Origin of the sequence: Citrobacter sp. Ct235 (assembly GCF_030332305.1) — a bacterium.
Classification (GTDB): Bacteria; Pseudomonadota; Gammaproteobacteria; order Enterobacterales; family Enterobacteriaceae; genus Citrobacter_A; species Citrobacter_A telavivensis.
The window spans coordinates 973,435-990,768 of sequence record NZ_JAOWIC010000049.1 but is presented as its reverse complement, the minus strand read 5'-3'; the positions used below and the strand labels follow the sequence as shown (position 1 = coordinate 990,768).

Below are 17,334 nucleotides of genomic sequence, written 5' to 3'. Positions count from 1 at the left end.
GGCGAGTGGGAGCGTATTTTTTTCTTGATGTAAATCATTCTCATTTCCACGCCATCATGTTAACTTGCTTTTAATATGCAACTTATAGTGAGGGCATCGTCATGAGCGCAAATGAGAAAGCCGGACATACATTTTTAGCCAGCCTGGGGAAAACCCGTTTGCGACCCGGCGGCGTTGAGGCTACCGAGTGGCTGTTCAGTCAGTCGAATCTCACGGCGGACAGTGTCGTGCTGGAAGTCGCCTGCAACATGGGTACCACGTCTATCGAACTCGCCCAGCGCTTTGGCTGCACGATATATGCCATCGATATGGATAAAAACGCACTGACGAAGGCCCGGCAAAACGTCGCGGCTGCGGGTCTACAGGATAAAATTCAGGTGCTGGATGCGAACGCCACTAAATTGCCTTTCGCTGACGAGGCCTTCGATGTCGTGATTAACGAAGCGATGCTGACCATGTACGTGGACAAGGCGAAATCCCGGCTGATTAATGAATACTATCGGGTGCTCAAACCCGGCGGTCGCCTGCTGACACACGACATTATGTTCACCCATGAACATCTGGAGGCGGTCAGACAGACGCAACTGGAAGACGTTGTGAAATCCAACGTCAGCCCGATGACCCGAACGGCATGGAAAGCACTGTTTATCGCCAACGGCTTCCAGTCGGTCAACACGCATCACGGCGAGATGTCTCTTATGTCCCCGTCAGGGCTGATTCGTGACGAGGGTCTGACGGGCACGGCGAAGATCCTGTTTAACGGATTGCGAACCCGTGAGAACAGGACGCGCTTTCTGGGGATGTTCCGCTTCTTCCGGCACCATCGCCATCAGTTGAACTACATCGCCTGCTGCTCACGGAAATAATGTCCTGGTGGCCTGACGCAATGGTCTGTTTATTGATCCTGTGCGCTCGCGGCCAGTTCAGTCACTTTTAAAGTTGTGGACACGGTAGTAGGGCTTTCATGGAACCCCGTGGTTGAGAACCCACACCATGCAATTCCGGACCGCTTTTAACCGTTTCATAATAGCGGGCAGTCACCTGCCCGCAAATATCAACAGATACCTTTAGCATTAAGCATCCAGGCCTAAAACCACGGGGGTGGATCGATAACCAATTCCCATACGGTCGATTCCCATATCAATCAATTGCAGGAAGTGTTCACGCGTACGAATACATCCAGAACCTTTTACTTTGCAGCGTCCCTTTGCCGCATCGAGCATCACCTGAATCACCTCTGGTGTAGCACCTTTACTTTCGCCGCCGGTATAGAACCCGGTGGATGTTTTGACGAAATCCGCCCCGGCGCGGCATGCGTATTCCGTGGCGGTTGCAACCTGTTCCAGCGTTAACGCATCGGTTTCAAAAATCACTTTCAACAGGGTGTCGTAACGATGAGCAACGGCTGCCACAGCCCGGATGTCCTCTTCAAATTCCTGCCATTGCCCACTGCGGATAAAACCATAGTTGGCGACGATATCGAGGTCTTCAACGTCACCGTTTTGACAGATAATTTCGGCCTGCCTGACTTTGGATACCGTTGACGATGCGCCAAACGGGAAATCACACACGACACAAATGCCGGTGTTTGTCCCTTTGCACATCGTCCTGGCGATGTCGAGATATGCCGGGTTTATGCACACGGTTTTACAATTAAAATCAATACCTTCCTGAATGTATTTCTGAACTTCCGCCAGGGTAAATTCTGGTTTGAGGACCGACTGATCGATGTACCGACCCAGCTCCTGAGGTGACATCTCTGCGGCTTTCTTTTGCGGCTTCATAGGCGATCTCCATTCATTGTTTCATTTGTATGATACATATTAGAGGGTGAAAGCGCGTTGTCAATATCTGAACGGATACCGATTGTTCGACAAACCCGAGGTGTTATCGCTAAGGTGATGATATTTTGATGAGATAATCAACTGGTGACGTGACTACGACGAGTCAGAATATCCGGGCGCATCAACTAATGCCGTTGAATAAAGCGCCCGGGGAGTATTACCGTTGTCTGAATCTCAGGATAAGAGAAAGGGCAATCAGCATGTTAACTGGCGGGAAAAATCGACCCTCGCTTTAGCTGAATTCTGCCCGGCATTAAACAGGTCAATTTTAAAATTGCACTTATCCGCTCGGGTCACCGACGTCGTATATTCAAAGACAAAGCCGTTCTCAAGGAATGAAACACGTTCAATATGGTAACCGGCCATGACTTTTTCCGTGCACTGCAGATAATGTGCGGCTGATTTGTTGATAATCACCGCTTCAATATGTTCAGTAGCATGCGCAATATTCAGCCCAAACTCATTTTTGAGAACATCATAAAGGGAAAGGGTGGCAAAGTCGTAAAACTCAATGCCGGGGCACAGATTCCAGGGAATACAGGTCGTTTCCAGAAGCAGGGGGGTGTCATCCCCCAGTCGGACTCGTTTCAGGATGAAAACCTTACGCTGCGTTGGCGTCAGGTTCAGTTTGTCAGCAACCATCTCATCAGCATCGCTCACTTCCGATTGCAGCACCAGCGAATGGGGTTTTATTCCCTGTTCCCGCATACTTTCGGTGAAATTATAGAGCGAATTGAGTCGGCGATTAATTTTCTTATCGGCAATGAAGGTGCCTTTACGCCGCTGACGTACAATAAGACCTTCCTCAAGAAGTTCATTGAACGCCAGTCGAACGGTTGTCCTGCTGATATTAAGAATGTCACACAACTCATTTTCGGTGACGATTTTATCATGGGGCCTGAATACGCCGAGCTTGATTTGATGGCGAATAAACGCGGCCAGTTGCGAATACATAGAAGAACGAGTGCCTTCGGTAAAACGGAAGTTATCTTTGATAAAGAGTCCAGTGTCCATAGCATTCTCTTCTGACCTATTGTGTCACTCAAAGGTATCATACCATTAAATAGCCAGCCACGGCTGTCGCGCATTATGGTGCGTAATGACGTTTAAGATTTGTTATGGCGTGACGAACCCACTGTCTGTCTTTCAACGCGACACCGGTGAGAATGGGTTCAGGCGACACGATGAGCAGCGAAGAGAGGGGCAATCAAATCATAAATCATCAGGCAGGCGTAGGGGCATTCACAATGGTTCCAACCCCCGAGAGAGGCATGACTAACATTGGCGAAGTTTAGTCAACGGGCAGCCGGCACTACGGCGCCATGCGCCGGGAGCCTGACCATACTGACGCTTGAAACTGCGGTTGAATGACTGCTGAGAGTCAAAGCCCAACGCGATCGCCACGTTCAAAATCGGTTCGTCGCTGTGGGTTAAGCGTTCAACCGATTTTCGCAGCTTTTGGGCACGAATATACCCGGCGAGGGGATAACCCGTATGTTCTTTGAAGAGGCGCTGGAGGTGCCATTTCGAATAACCGGCTCGCCTGGAAACGGTGTCGATGTCCAGGCGGTTATCAAGGTTGTTGTCGATCCAGTCGAGTAAATCGTGAATAAATGCGCCAGTGTTCATCTTGTTTCCCCCCGTCGCTTATTTAAAAGCATCTTTGTCTGTTGCATTTAAAGGTGGCCTGCTTTCGCATTAATTGCAAGTTTTATTGTTACATTTAAATCCTTGCCGGAAACGCGTCTTTTGGCACTGACACCAACAGCACATAAAGTGTATCAATTATTCTTGCACTAAATTTCACGCCTCCCTACAATCGTCGAAATAGTGTATTCGCAACTGTTACAGTTTTGTGGCGATGAACGACACAAATGTCCCTGAGCCAGCCCGGACAAAGGAAGTGGCGCGGTGTCTCCTGCTGCGTCTTGCCCGGCGGCTACAATTACCGGAATAAAAATAATGAGCCTGCAAAAAACCTGGGTTAGCTTTCATCTGCATGCGCTGGGAGCGATGCTGCTCGGCGTACTGCTCGTCGGTTGCGATGACGGTGTCGCCCAAAACGTCGCGCCACAAGCTCCCGCCGTCAGCGCCGCTGACGTGGTAATGAAATCCATTAATCAGTGGGATAGTTTTAATGGCAGGATTGACGCGGTGGAAAGTGTTCAGCTACGCCCGCGCGTCTCTGGCTACATTGATAAAGTGAATTACACCGACGGTCAGGAGGTGAAAAAAGGGGAGGTGCTGTTCACTATCGATGACAGGACCTATCGCGCCGCGCTGGAACAGGCGCAGGCGACGTTGGCGAGAGCCAAAACCCAGGCAAGCCTCGCGCGAAGTGAGGCGAACCGTACCGATAAATTAGTCAATACTAACGTCGTCTCCCGCGAAGAATGGGAGCAGCGCCGTTCGGTCGCCACCCAGGCACAGGCCGACATCCGCGCAGCGCAGGCGGCCGTTGATGCCGCGCAACTTAACCTGGATTTCACCAAAGTGACCGCGCCTATTGAGGGTCGCGCCAGCCGTGCGTTAATCACCAGCGGTAATCTGGTCACCGCGGGGGACAGCGCCAGCGTGCTCACCACGCTGGTATCGCAGAAGACGGTTTACGTCTACTTTGACGTGGATGAGTCGACCTACCTTCATTATCAACATCTCGCCCGCAGCGGGCAGGGCGCGTCCAGTAATCATCTGGCGCTACCGGTTGAAATTGGCCTTGTTGGCGAGGATGGCTATCCCCATCAGGGAAAAGTCGATTTTCTTGATAATCAGTTAACGCCGAGTACCGGCACAATCCGTATGCGCGCGCTATTAGATAACGCGCAGCGTCAGTTCACGCCGGGACTCTTTGCCCGCGTACGCCTGCCGGGCAGCGCGGAGTTCAACGCCATGCTTATCGACGACAAAGCGGTGCTGACCGATCAGGATCGCAAATATGTTTATATCGTTGATAAAGAAGGTAAAGCGCAGCGCCGCGATATTACACCGGGGCGTCTGGCCGCCGGATTACGCATCGTGCAGCAGGGACTGAACCCTGGCGACAGAGTCATCGTCGATGGTTTACAAAAAGTGTTTATGCCGGGTATGCCGGTTAACGCGAAAACCGTCGCCATGACCGCCAGCGCCACCCTTAACTGATCCCTTACCTGAGAATCCGCCACATGGACTTTTCCCGCTTTTTTATCGACAGGCCGATCTTTGCCGCGGTGCTGTCGATTCTGATTTTTATCACAGGATTAATCGCCATCCCGCTGTTGCCGGTCAGCGAATATCCTGATGTCGTACCGCCAAGCGTACAGGTGCGTGCGGAGTATCCAGGCGCCAACCCGAAAGTGATTGCGGAGACCGTGGCAACGCCGCTGGAAGAAGCGATCAACGGTGTTGAAAACATGATGTACATGAAATCCGTCGCAGGTTCTGACGGTGTGCTGGTGACCACCGTCACGTTCCGTCCGGGCACAGACCCCGATCAGGCGCAGGTTCAGGTACAAAACCGGGTATCCCAGGCCGAGGCGCGTCTGCCGGAAGATGTGCGCCGTCTGGGTATCACCACCCAGAAACAGTCGCCGACGCTCACGCTGGTGGTGCATCTGTTTTCGCCTGGCGGTAAGTACGATTCACTGTATATGCGCAACTATGCCACGCTAAAAGTAAAGGACGAACTGGCGCGTCTGCCTGGCGTTGGTCAGATCCAGATTTTTGGCTCAGGCGAATACGCTATGCGCATCTGGCTGGATCCAAACAAGGTGGCGGCACGCGGATTAACCGCTTCGGATGTGGTCACGGCGATGCAGGAGCAAAACGTACAGGTTTCCGCCGGGCAGCTTGGCGCCGAGCCGCTGCCGAAAGAGAGCGATTTCCTGATCTCCATTAACGCCCAGGGGCGTCTGCATACGGAAGAAGAGTTTGGCAATATCATTCTGAAAACGGCGCAGGACGGCTCACTGGTACGCCTGCGTGACGTAGCGCGTATCGAAATGGGCTCCGGAAGCTATGCGCTGCGTTCACAGCTTAACAATAAAGACGCGGTCGGGATTGGTATCTTCCAGTCTCCGGGGGCGAACGCCATTGATTTGTCTGACGCGGTGCGCGCCAAAATGAACGAGCTGTCCACGCGTTTCCCGGAAGATATGAAATGGGCGGCACCTTACGATCCTACCGTTTTCGTTCGCGATTCCATTCGCGCGGTAGTGCAAACGCTGCTGGAAGCGGTGGTGCTGGTTGTACTGGTGGTCATTTTGTTCCTGCAAACCTGGCGCGCATCGATTATTCCACTGATCGCGGTGCCGGTATCGGTCGTGGGCACGTTCAGCATTCTCTACCTGCTTGGTTTTTCGCTTAATACCCTGAGTTTGTTCGGGCTGGTATTGGCTATCGGTATCGTTGTGGATGACGCCATCGTCGTGGTGGAAAACGTCGAGCGAAATATCGAAGAGGGGCTTGCTCCACTTGAGGCGGCGCATCAGGCGATGCGAGAAGTTTCCGGGCCGATTATCGCCATTGCGCTGGTGCTGTGCGCGGTATTCGTACCGATGGCGTTTCTCTCCGGGGTAACCGGTCAGTTCTACAAACAGTTTGCGGTGACTATCGCAATTTCAACCGTGATCTCTGCTATCAACTCGTTGACGCTCTCTCCGGCGCTGGCTGCCCTGCTATTAAAGCCGCATGGCGCACCGAAAGATTTCCCGACCCGGCTTATTGATCGCCTGTTCGGTTGGCTTTTCCGTCCATTTAACCGCTTTTTCCACCGCAGCTCGAACGGCTATCAAGGGCTGGTTGGCAAAACGCTCGGACGACGGGGAGCGGTATTCGCTGTCTATGTGCTGCTGCTCTGTGCTGCTGGCGTCATGTTTAAAGCCGTACCCGGCGGGTTTATTCCAACGCAGGATAAGCTGTATTTAATTGGCGGCGTGAAAATGCCAGAAGGGGCGTCGCTGGCACGCACCGATTCGGTGATCCGCAAAATGAGCGAAATCGGTATGAATACCGAAGGTGTGGATTATGCGGTTGCCTTCCCGGGGCTTAATGCGCTGCAGTTCACCAACACGCCGAATACCGGGACCGTCTTTTTTGGCCTGAAACCGTTCGATCAGCGTAAACACTCTGCGGCGGAAATTAACGCGGAGATCAACGCTAAAATCGCGCAAATTCAACAGGGCTTTGGTTTCTCCATATTGCCACCGCCGATATTAGGGTTGGGGCAGGGCTCCGGGTATTCGCTGTATATTCAGGATCGCGCCGGTCTTGGTTATGGCGCGCTGCAAAACGCGGTGAACACGATGTCCGGTGCAATTATGCAGACGCCGGGGATGCATTTCCCGATCTCAACCTACCAGGCTAACGTTCCGCAACTGGATGTGCAGGTCGATCGTGATAAGGCGAAAGCGCAGGGCGTGTTGCTGACCGACCTGTTTGGTACGCTGCAAACCTATCTGGGATCGTCTTATGTGAATGATTTTAACCAGTTTGGGCGTACCTGGCGCGTGATGGCGCAAGCCGACGGACCGTTCCGCGACAGCGTGGAAGATATTGCTAATTTGCGCACCCGTAATAATCAGGGCGAAATGGTGCCGATCGGCAGTATGGTGAATATCAGTACCACCTACGGGCCGGATCCGGTGATTCGCTACAATGGTTATCCGGCGGCGGATCTCATTGGCGATGCCGATCCTCGCATACTCTCTTCCGCGCAGGCGATGACGCAGCTTGATGAGATGTCGAAGCAGATACTGCCGAATGGGATGAATATTGAATGGACGGATCTGAGCTTCCAGCAGGCCACTCAGGGCAATACGGCGCTGATTGTCTTCCCGGTCGCGGTTCTGCTGGCTTTCCTGGTGCTGGCGGCACTGTATGAAAGCTGGACGCTACCGCTGGCGGTGATCCTTATCGTCCCGATGACCATGCTGTCCGCTCTGTTTGGCGTCTGGTTGACCGGTGGCGATAACAACGTGTTCGTTCAGGTTGGTCTGGTTGTACTTATGGGGCTCGCCTGTAAAAACGCTATTCTGATCGTTGAGTTCGCCCGCGAGCTGGAAATCCAGGGGAAAGGTATCATGGACGCGGCGCTGGAAGCCTGTCGCCTGCGCTTACGCCCGATTGTGATGACGTCCATCGCCTTTATTGCCGGGACGATTCCACTGATCCTCGGGCACGGCGCAGGTGCAGAAGTGCGTGGTGTCACTGGTATCACGGTGTTTTCCGGTATGCTGGGCGTGACGTTGTTTGGTTTGTTCCTGACGCCGGTGTTTTACGTTACGCTGCGTAAATTCGTTACGCGCGGTAAACCGGTAAGGGATGTTTTGCCTGCTTCTTAAGGCATTGCGCATAATAAAAAACCGCCTGCAAAGTTAAGGCGGTTTTTTTGCAGTAGGGAAATAACTAATGCGCTTTTTTAGACCGGGCATCAATTTCAGGGACCGGATCGCAGCCGCTGGTATCGGCTTTTTTGACCTCTTCCAGCGCGCTTGCCACGGTATGGCGAGCTAATACCGCTAATGAAGCCTGCTCCGCTTCATCGGCGATAGATTTGAAGTACCAACACGCGTTGGCGCTGACCACGCAGCGAGCAGGTATGTCGGGACGCGACGCCCACAGTTTTTTATCTTCTATGACGGAAATGTAGATATCGCGCAGGGTGATCTTGTCCGCCGGGCGACCAAGATGAATAGAACCGTTGCGGCCAAGCGTTGAGACGATGATACCGTCACGCGTGAGCGGAACCATTAATTTGCGAATAAAGCTCGGATTCGCTTCCAGACCATAGGCCAGAATTGCACTTGTCGAACGTTCACCCGATTGCTCCGCCATCGCTACGCTGAGAACCATCTGCAAAGCTGTCGGGAAGCGGTAATCTAACATTTTATTGTCCTGGGTTGCGGTGAATCTTGTTCTTTTTGGCACCGCGGAGGTGGATAAACAGTAAGCATCAATATAACAAAAAGGGTAATTTTTTTGAAGCAGTGAACGATTGACCTGACAGGTAAAAATGCGTTTCCGGTACGCGCCGGAGGGGAGAAAAGCATCAATCGCGAACGCTTTATTGATCTCAAATTCAACGATAGCGGATCGCGATGCCGTCCTGGCTGCAATCAATGTTTCACTTAACTCCTTATCTGAAACTCCTTATCTGAAAACAACGGGAAACTACACAACAAACCTTCATGACATACGGCAATTGAACGCTATCGTAATGTTATTTGTGAATTGGGTCTGTCGAGTAATGTGAAATCGTCTCTGAAATTTCTGCAAATATGATTTACTGAGACCATTCCGTTTTACCTCGCCCCGTGTTTTTTGCTTTATACAACGCTTCATCGACGCGTTTGATAAACGCACTGGTTTTTTCGTCTTTATTTTTAATGCCCAGCCCGATACTTATTGATAATGTGTTTTCTTCATCAATGGCGATTTTTGACGTATCATGCATAATCATGCTGGCATAGGTTGATAGTAATTTGGGATTTGCATTTTTTACCATAACGGCAAACTCCTCTCCGCCAATTCTTGTGGGTATGCAATTTTCTGATGAACAGGTGGAAAGTAATTTCCCAAACTTTCTGAGTGTTTCGTCACCTTTTACATGTCCGTATTGGTCGTTAATCTTTTTAAAATGATCAATGTCAATTAAGATGAGACCCAGAGAAGTATAGGACAGGTCATGAATGGTGTTGATAAAAAAACGTCTGTTGGGTAGTTGCGTCAAATCATCGTATTTTGAAATTGTATTCGCCAGGGCATAGAGTTTTTCCAGGTCGCGTATTTTTTTATACCCCGAAATACAGACGAGAAAAATCCCCGCTAAGCGTAAAAAATTTTTCAGATAGCTGAGCCAGTGAGGCTGAAAGACGAGTTGTTCCGAAAATTCAAGCGTGGCGCCTGCCAGCCAGATGAGCAGGCCCGATCTCAACAGTACACTGTGTTTTGTGTACGCAGAAAATTTCCCGGTAAGATAAAGCGCCATCAACAGAAACAGAACAAGTGTTAAATCAAAATAAGTTTGTGGGTTTTGAAGGGCGCTACCAAAATAAACCGGTGGATAATTCCACCAGTTAACATAGAAAATAACAGCGATTATCAATATTCCCAGCGCAAAGAGTATTAATGAACGTTTTGAGCCGTGACTACCTTTAGGTTCGCCTGGATATTGTAAAGAAAAATTCATTAGTATGCCTGCGAAAGCGTCTTTTTATAGCTATTGAGTGCGAACATGTTGATTTCTCCTGACGTCACTTTTCTCGTTTGCAATAAGCATACTGTATAAAAGACCAATGATAGCATTTGGCTATTGGAAGGTAAATATCGATCGTTGTTATCAATTAATAATAACGATCAATTGCTTATTTTCAATTGTTGAATTCTATCGATAGGTGAAACTCATGATATTTTGTATCTATACTTCCATTTCTGATTCTATTATTGGAATAAAATATCAATGTAACAAAAATTGCAGGGTTTAAATGTTGGCGCTGTTGTGGGATGGTTTTGTAAATATGACTATTAAAGAATGCCTGACCTGAGAGTGGTGTGTAAGCATCCCGCATAGTCGTCCCATTCACATTTAGCGATCGTCCGGCATACTCACTTTGCCAACGACGAAGATCGCTTTGCGTAACGCTCAGTTTTATTGAGTTTCAGGTCATTGTCGTGATTAAGGGGGGGGGAAACGGGACGAACAGCTAAGGATTTCAGTCTTGAGAATCGGGCATTGAAAAGATGATATCGAACCAAAGCGTTGTAACTCCCGTTTTAGCAGCTTGTTGTAAACTCAGGTGGCGTCTGATAATTCAGTGCTGAAAGTGGTTTGTATTCGTTATCGTCATGCCGGCATTCATTGATGATTTTCTTTGCCTGAACAAAATTGTTGAATCAATGTTCACGCATAGCACCGAACGCACGCTACACCCAGGGGGATTTTCTGGTGACAGATGATAATCAATTCAGGTTTGTGGCGTAAAAATATCAATCCATCCTTTCTGAAACTTTCAATTGATTAAAGCCTGTTACTTAATAATGGTGGTGATTTATTTTTATTGTACTGCATTAATATCAATGTTAATTATTTTTTATGCAATGAATGGATATTGGTTAAGTTGTTATCTTTAGATTAATATGGAATCGGTTGTTGCTTTTTTATTCTTCTGTTTCCAGTTTGTAAATTATGAGATAAACATAGAGTTGTCTTTTTCAATTAAAAAACAACATGATACTGTCTGTTTTATAATCGACCTTCTGTCTTGTTTCAAAATGTCAATGCTTTTTAAGAGAATTAACACGTTAAAGTCCGCCCCCTTTCTGCCGATAGATACGCTGGCACATGTTTAAAACATGATCAATTTCAATATGTTAGCTCAATCCCATCCTTAAGTGGAACGTTCCTGGCATTGTTCTGATTTTTTCAACAGGGGGCAGGGAAAAGGTGACTTTTTTTGTATGAGACAGCAGATGAAAATAAATAATTTTGGCGTTGGTACCCGAATGGGGGCTGGCTTCAGTATTGTTCTCACCCTTGTCGTTATTATGGCTGTAACGGGTATCGTTAAATTAAATGGCATCCTGAAAGAGACCCATGCTATTACGGACAGATTGCTGGTTCTGGAGCGTCTCACGGGGGCGTGGGGGGCGGCAATTGACTATAACGGCGCGATGGGGTTGTCTGTACTGACTTCCTCTGATGAGGGAATTAAAAAGTTTGCCCAGTCAAAAATGAAAGTGGTGACAGAGCGCGTGAGTGCCATTCAGAAGGAACTGACAGAATTAATTGTCTCTGATACGGGTAAGTCACTCCTGGCGACCGTGGCTGAGAAAAGAAAACTGTACATCGATATTCGCAATGAGGCGATTCGCATTAGCGAACAAGGGAATGGTGACGCCACCAATGCATTTATTCGCGAGAAACTCATTCCCGCCATGGAGGTCTATTCCGGCAGCGTAAAAGCACTGGAAGATTACGATAAAGCACAAATTGATGAAGCCGCTGATTCCATTCAGGGGAATGGCTCGGCAGCAATTCAGGCTCTGATTGTTCTTGGTGTCATCGCTATTCTCGTCGGCAGTCTGTTGGCGTGGTTTATCACTCGCGGGATAACTCGCCCATTGTTGTCTGCCGTTCATGTGGCCCGGGAAGTGGCGTCCGGTAATCTGGGCATCGAGGTTAAAGTGGAATCCCGAGACCAGCTTGGACAACTGATGCTCTCCCTGAGGGAAATGACGGAGAGTCTGCGTAATACGGTACGCAAAGTCCGTGAAGGGGCTGACAGCATAGCGTTAGCCGCGGCTGAAATTAATAGTGGTAACACCGATCTGGCATCTCGCACGGAAGAGCAAGCGGCAGGGGTGGAAGAGACCGCCTCGACTCTGGAAGAGCTGACGGCAACGATTAACAATACAGCAGCAAATACGGCGCAGGCGCATCGTTACGTGAGTGAGACAGCATCTGTCGTGAAACAGAATGGCGCTGTGATGAGTGAAGTGTCTTCCCGAATGCAGGAAATTTACGATTCCTCATCAAAAATGGCTGACATCATCCAGGTTATTGATGGTATAGCCTTCCAGACCAATATTCTGGCGCTGAATGCTGCAGTGGAAGCCGCGCGAGCGGGTGAGTCCGGACGTGGTTTTGCTGTGGTGGCTGGAGAAGTCCGTACACTGGCGCAACGCAGTGCGTCAGCGGCTCGTGAAATTAAGGAATTGATCGATGACTCAGTCTCCCGAATTGCCTCTGGCCGCAACCTGGTTGAAAAAGCAGATGGCGGCATGACGGGAATTGTTACCAACGTCCAGAACATGACGCAACTGATTGAGGAAATCGCGCAAGCGAGCCGGGAGCAGAGTGATGGGATTGCTCAAATCAACAGTGCGATGGGACAGATTGATACCACCACACAGCAGAATGCCGCGCTCGTTGAAGAGTCAGCCGCCGCAGCCTCTTCAATGCAGGAACAATCCCGTGTACTCCAGGATATGGTCAGCGTGTTCAGTCTGAATGAGGAAGGAAAACAAGCCGTAAACATGGCCTCAGAAAAACGTGTTAGTCACCTGAGGGAAAGGAATAATGGCGAAAAATATGTGTTGTCCAAAAAGATAGCTTCGGAAACAGACAACTGGGAAACTTTCTGAGCACTATAGAAATTAAAAATCCACGCAGTTGCGTGGATTTTATGGTTTTTGCGATTCTTATGAGATTCAGCGAAACCTCATAAGACGGCATATTTTACTTAGACGTTGAATCGTGATTTGTTGTGTATCTTATTGATTTGATTAAATCGTCTTTTATTTTTTTGGTTTGTCCTCACCTTTGTACCCATTTTGGTAAAAGTGGTGATTTGTTATTTTTTTTCCATATTTTTTGATCTGGCATTGATAATGATATCTGCACTATTAGTGCTTAAACGATATTCACTTCCTGATGCTCGAATTTTGCATAGCAATTCCAGGGGGCTCTTCTTGCGAGATAGTTATGTTTGGATGAGCGGACTGTTTAAACAGCGTCTTTTTGTGCTATTACCATACCGATTAAAACAATAGCAATCGGCCTGGGAAGTCGATTGCTACAACGTTTACCTAAGACCCATCCCCTGAGTTATCAAGAATGAGGCCATCATTTCCACGTAATTCTCTGGCATGATGGGGTGGAGAACAACCGTGAAATAAGCTGGCGCCATCCCTGTCTTAAGCTGAAAAAGAAGTATTGATTGCCAATACGTTATACGTTGAGGCACAGAACTAATGTTTTGCTGCTTAGAAATACAATTGCACAAATATTTTAAGAAAGACACATAATAGCAATAGACAATACAGGGTTTGGCCTTACACTCGCGTATAAGGGATTGGTTTTATCTATAAAGTTGAAAAGGGGGGTAAATGTGCTTATCGATACTTATGCTTTTAACATCAGACATAAGTTGGTCGGATAATACAGGCATATGACTCAGGAAAAGGAATTTGCCGGGTGCTTGATTGAAATCTCCTCAATGATTCTAAATATTATTAGTGCTAGCCGGGTTGCACTGTACTTTTCCTTGATTGATACTTGGCGGGAAATAATAATCGCCATAGTCCTTGCATTTATATCTATTATGACGATTGTATTTGTTTTTAATGTTTTTTGCCAGGAAAAATATGAATTCTCAATGGGATATTTAATTTGTTATCGAGGGGGTTATTAATTGTTAGTTCTATAGCTTGTATAGCATTACTTGAACCATAGTCTGCGAAGGTCATTGAAATGTTTTTGTGAGTTGTGTTGATACTTTGGCTCCTTTCAGTTATTAATGAATTTAGATAAGGATAGTAGAAATGGCAATTCCTGTTTATTTGTGGCTTAAAGATGACGCAGGTAATTTAGTTAAAGGCTCTGTCGATGTGCGGGGTAGGGAGGGCTCTATTGAGATTGTAGAGCTAATGCATGGTGTAGAGCTACCTATAGATAACCTCACGGGTAAGATTACATGCAAACGTGTACACTGTGATTACTTTTTGATTAAAGAAACTGACTGTGCCTCACCTTACTTATATAAGGGACTATCTACGGGTAGGAAGTTCAAGGAAGCTATCTTAAAGTTCTATCGGATAAACTATAATGGACAGGAAGAAGAGTATTTTCGGGTGACAATGGAAAATGTTAGGGTAAATGAAATTGAACCCCTGATGATGGATATTAAGAACCCACATTATGAGAAACACAACCATCTTGAAGCATTTTATTTAGCCTATGAAAAGATAACGTGGCATTACCTCGATGGGAATACAATTCACTCTGATCCCTGGAATAGCAAGGAGGCTGCATAATGCCGTGGGTATATAAGGTTAGTGTACATAAATTTTACCTGGATGGTACATTTCAATTCGATGTCGAATACTCAGGTAGACCGGAATTTTGGAATGATTCTGCAAATGAATGTGTAATCAATAAAGGACCTTTACCCAGGGGGACTTACACAATAGGTCCTGCTTTCAACCACCCACGAACAAAAGCATATACGCTGAGGCTTACACCTTTCATTGAAAATCAGATGTGCGGCCGTGACGGTTTTATGATTCACGGGAATAGTGTCGCACATCCAACTCAGGCATCTGACGGATGTATCATCTTAAATCTATCGGGACGTAAAACTATTAATGACAGCACGGATAAAATCTTGGTCGTGGAAGACTGATATGAGATGCAACTTACTATTCTTATGTTTGGTTGCCTGTACATGCGGGGCAACCCAAATGACGGGATTTGGTGCAAGGTATTATGATGATATTACTGAAACCTATTCGGATAACCATGCGACAGACAAAGACCTAACACCTATTATTGTTGTAGGATCTGCCAGGTATAAGTTTGAAGTTAGTACGGTAGAGTCTATTGCTAAGAATGTAGGCGTTAAAGTAAATAAAGATAATTTGTCTTCCTGGATTTGCCTTAAATCCAAAGATATCAATTACTGGTTTATCTCTGATAACGAAATGGGGAGTGGAGATTTAACAGCAATCTCTTTAGCAAAAGATGGGGCAGTTTGTACTGCTTACAACGGTAAGTTGCAGGTATCCATTAATAGTCCTATGTTAAATGCTTCTAAGGAAGAAATAGGGGTTTTCTTTAACAATAAGCCTGGAAAGGATATAGTTATGTACTACAAGGACATCAACAAATCAGATGGATATACCCAGCGCAACAGCATTATGTACTATCTTAAAAATGGGAAGGTACAAGGAGTGTCTATCAGTCAGGGTACTACTGATTAATAAGGTTCTAACAACAGTCAGGGAGTTATAATGAAGAGGTAATAACCTGGCTATAGAATTTCTCTATATTCTTCATCGTATTGATTATAGAATTTTTCTTGCCATTAAAATAGTGGCAATCCCTAAATTCATGGCTTATAGATGTTATAGGGGAACACCTATATTATGAGTGCTGAAGTCTGTTTGGGAAATTATTAGGTGTTGGTGTAACCAGTGTCCAATATCAGACAACTTTACTGTTGGGACTCACCCAACGCAAACATGCTGGAGTTACCGTTGAATTTAAACCGATAGCGTCATGCTTTTTTGCCGTTAGGTTTGATTTCCGGGTACAGATCGTTGAATTCATTGAGTTGATAGAGTTTTTCTTTAGGCTTGGAGTACGGCATTGTACTCACTTAAAACGAAGATGGAAGAATGTTGTACTCATCCATGTACTCATTTTTGACAGCGTTGTTACGAGATGAGTTGAGACATCGTGAAATGAAAAATCCACGCAATTGCGTGGATTTTATGGTTTTTTTAGATTCTTATGAGATTAGATGAAACCTCATGAGACAACAAATTTTATTTAGACGTTGAACAGGAAGTTCATCACATCGCCATCTTTAACGATGTAATCTTTCCCTTCGGCACGCATCTTACCGGCTTCTTTCGCGCCCTGTTCACCTTTGTAGGTGATGAAGTCGTCAAACGCGATGGTCTGCGCGCGGATAAAGCCTTTCTCAAAGTCAGTATGGATTTTGCCCGCTGCCTGCGGAGCCGTCGCGCCGACAGGGATGGTCCATGCACGCACTTCCTTCACGCCTGCGGTGAAGTAGGTTTGCAGATTCAGCAGCTTATAACCAGCACGGATCACACGGTTCAGGCCCGGTTCTTCCAGCCCCAGTTCCTGCATGAATTCGTCGCGCTCGTCATCATCCAGTTCGGCGATGTCGGCTTCAACAGCCGCACAAACCGGAACCACGACGGAGCCTTCTTTCGCGGCAATTTCACGCACCTGATCGAGATACGGGTTGTTCTCGAAACCGTCTTCGTTGACGTTAGCGATATACATGGTTGGTTTCAGGGTCAGGAAGCTCAGGTAGCGGATCGCCGCTTTGTCTTCTTCCGTCAGATCCAGAGAACGCAGCATGCCGGCTTCAGAGAGTTGCGGCAGGCATTTTTCCAGTGCCGCCAGTTCGGCTTTCGCATCTTTATCGCCGCCTTTGGCTTTCTTCTGCACGCGGTGAATTGCGCGTTCGCAGGTATCGAGATCCGCCAGAGCCAGCTCGGTGTTGATAACGTCAATATCTTCCGCCGGGTTCACTTTGCCCGAAACGTGAATGATGTTGTCGTTTTCGAAGCAGCGAACCACGTGGCCGATCGCTTCGGTTTCACGAATGTTGGTCAGGAACTGGTTACCCAGACCTTCACCTTTGGATGCGCCTTTAACCAGACCGGCAATATCAACAAATTCCATTGTGGTCGGCAGGATACGCTGCGGTTTGACGATCTCAGCCAACTGGTCCAGACGCGGGTCGGGCATCGGCACGACGCCGGTATTCGGCTCAATCGTACAGAATGGGAAGTTTGCCGCTTCAATACCGGCTTTGGTCAGCGCGTTGAACAGGGTGGATTTCCCGACGTTGGGCAAACCGACGATACCGCATTTGAATCCCATGATTTAAATCACCTTAATATCTTGATAATCAACCTGTTGCAGAGAACAGATTGTAGAAATGGAAATAACTCTGCCTATTATACACGGCGTACG

The 17,334-nt window shown here is 47.6% G+C and carries 13 protein-coding genes and 1 pseudogene; 7 read left to right on the top strand and 7 right to left on the bottom strand.

The window, feature by feature from the left end; all coding sequences use genetic code 11:
- Positions 1 to 101: 101 nt before the first annotated feature.
- Positions 102 to 866: a class I SAM-dependent methyltransferase gene (locus tag OGY35_RS21780; protein ID WP_286633437.1), complete on the top strand. Its 765-nt coding sequence runs from the start codon at positions 102 to 104 to the stop codon at positions 864 to 866.
- A gap of 207 nt (positions 867 to 1,073) precedes the next feature.
- On the opposite strand, the gene deoC is transcribed toward OGY35_RS21780, so the two are convergent.
- The 3 genes from deoC to OGY35_RS21765 all read right to left on the bottom strand — a co-directional run bounded on the left by deoC (position 1,074) and on the right by OGY35_RS21765 (position 3,473).
- Positions 1,074 to 1,784: a deoxyribose-phosphate aldolase gene (gene deoC, locus OGY35_RS21775; protein WP_286633436.1), complete on the bottom strand. Its 711-nt coding sequence runs from the start codon at positions 1,782 to 1,784 to the stop codon at positions 1,074 to 1,076.
- Positions 1,785 to 2,039: 255 nt separating this feature from the next.
- On the bottom strand, positions 2,040 to 2,858 hold the full coding sequence (locus OGY35_RS21770; RefSeq protein ID WP_152404270.1) for a GntR family transcriptional regulator: 819 nt from the start codon (positions 2,856 to 2,858) through the stop codon (positions 2,040 to 2,042).
- 261 nt (positions 2,859 to 3,119) lie between these two features.
- Entirely contained in the window at positions 3,120 to 3,473 is a 354-nt protein-coding gene (locus tag OGY35_RS21765; protein ID WP_152404272.1) for a helix-turn-helix domain-containing protein, read from the bottom strand.
- Positions 3,474 to 3,806: 333 nt separating this feature from the next.
- Between OGY35_RS21765 and oqxA the strand changes: the two genes are divergently transcribed.
- Together oqxA and oqxB are read left to right on the top strand one after the other, a co-directional pair.
- The gene (oqxA, locus tag OGY35_RS21760; protein ID WP_286633435.1) at positions 3,807 to 4,982 is read left to right on the top strand and encodes a multidrug efflux RND transporter periplasmic adaptor subunit OqxA; all 1,176 of its coding nucleotides are present in this window, start codon (positions 3,807 to 3,809) and stop codon (positions 4,980 to 4,982) included.
- Between the two features lie 23 nt (positions 4,983 to 5,005).
- Positions 5,006 to 8,161: a multidrug efflux RND transporter permease subunit OqxB gene (gene oqxB / locus OGY35_RS21755; protein ID WP_286633434.1), complete on the top strand. Its 3,156-nt coding sequence runs from the start codon at positions 5,006 to 5,008 to the stop codon at positions 8,159 to 8,161.
- Positions 8,162 to 8,225: 64 nt separating this feature from the next.
- Here the strand turns inward: oqxB and oqxR are convergent, their stop codons facing one another.
- Both oqxR and OGY35_RS21745 read right to left on the bottom strand, forming a co-directional pair.
- Positions 8,226 to 8,705 carry an efflux pump transcriptional repressor OqxR gene (gene oqxR / locus OGY35_RS21750; RefSeq protein WP_286633433.1) on the bottom strand — a complete coding sequence of 160 codons (480 nt, stop codon included), beginning with the start codon at positions 8,703 to 8,705 and terminating at the stop codon, positions 8,226 to 8,228.
- Positions 8,706 to 9,102: 397 nt separating this feature from the next.
- The gene (locus tag OGY35_RS21745) at positions 9,103 to 10,008 is read right to left on the bottom strand and encodes a GGDEF domain-containing protein (protein ID WP_286633432.1); all 906 of its coding nucleotides are present in this window, start codon (positions 10,006 to 10,008) and stop codon (positions 9,103 to 9,105) included.
- Positions 10,009 to 11,210: 1,202 nt separating this feature from the next.
- On the opposite strand from OGY35_RS21745, the gene OGY35_RS21740 reads away from it, so the two are divergent.
- The 4 genes from OGY35_RS21740 (at position 11,211) to OGY35_RS21725 (ending at position 15,578) form a co-directional block, all read left to right on the top strand.
- On the top strand, positions 11,211 to 12,962 hold the full coding sequence (locus OGY35_RS21740) for a methyl-accepting chemotaxis protein (RefSeq protein ID WP_286633431.1): 1,752 nt from the start codon (positions 11,211 to 11,213) through the stop codon (positions 12,960 to 12,962).
- A 1,179-nt stretch (positions 12,963 to 14,141) separates the two neighbouring features.
- Positions 14,142 to 14,633 carry an Hcp family type VI secretion system effector gene (locus tag OGY35_RS21735; protein ID WP_286633430.1) on the top strand — a complete coding sequence of 164 codons (492 nt, stop codon included), beginning with the start codon at positions 14,142 to 14,144 and terminating at the stop codon, positions 14,631 to 14,633.
- A complete protein-coding gene (locus OGY35_RS21730) occupies positions 14,633 to 15,001 on the top strand; it encodes a tlde1 domain-containing protein (protein WP_286633429.1) in 369 nt (122 codons plus the stop codon). Before OGY35_RS21735 ends, OGY35_RS21730 begins: the two co-directional genes overlap by 1 nt.
- Before the next feature lie 58 nt (positions 15,002 to 15,059).
- The gene (locus tag OGY35_RS21725) at positions 15,060 to 15,578 is read left to right on the top strand and encodes a hypothetical protein (protein ID WP_286633428.1); all 519 of its coding nucleotides are present in this window, start codon (positions 15,060 to 15,062) and stop codon (positions 15,576 to 15,578) included.
- A 222-nt stretch (positions 15,579 to 15,800) separates the two neighbouring features.
- On the opposite strand, the pseudogene OGY35_RS21720 reads toward OGY35_RS21725, so the two are convergent.
- Positions 15,801 to 15,967 (bottom strand): annotated as a pseudogene (locus tag OGY35_RS21720) (Arm DNA-binding domain-containing protein); the annotation flags it as partial.
- Positions 15,968 to 16,149: 182 nt separating this feature from the next.
- Positions 16,150 to 17,241 carry a redox-regulated ATPase YchF gene (gene ychF / locus OGY35_RS21715; RefSeq protein WP_046481078.1) on the bottom strand — a complete coding sequence of 364 codons (1,092 nt, stop codon included), beginning with the start codon at positions 17,239 to 17,241 and terminating at the stop codon, positions 16,150 to 16,152.
- Positions 17,242 to 17,334: the final 93 nt, after the last annotated feature.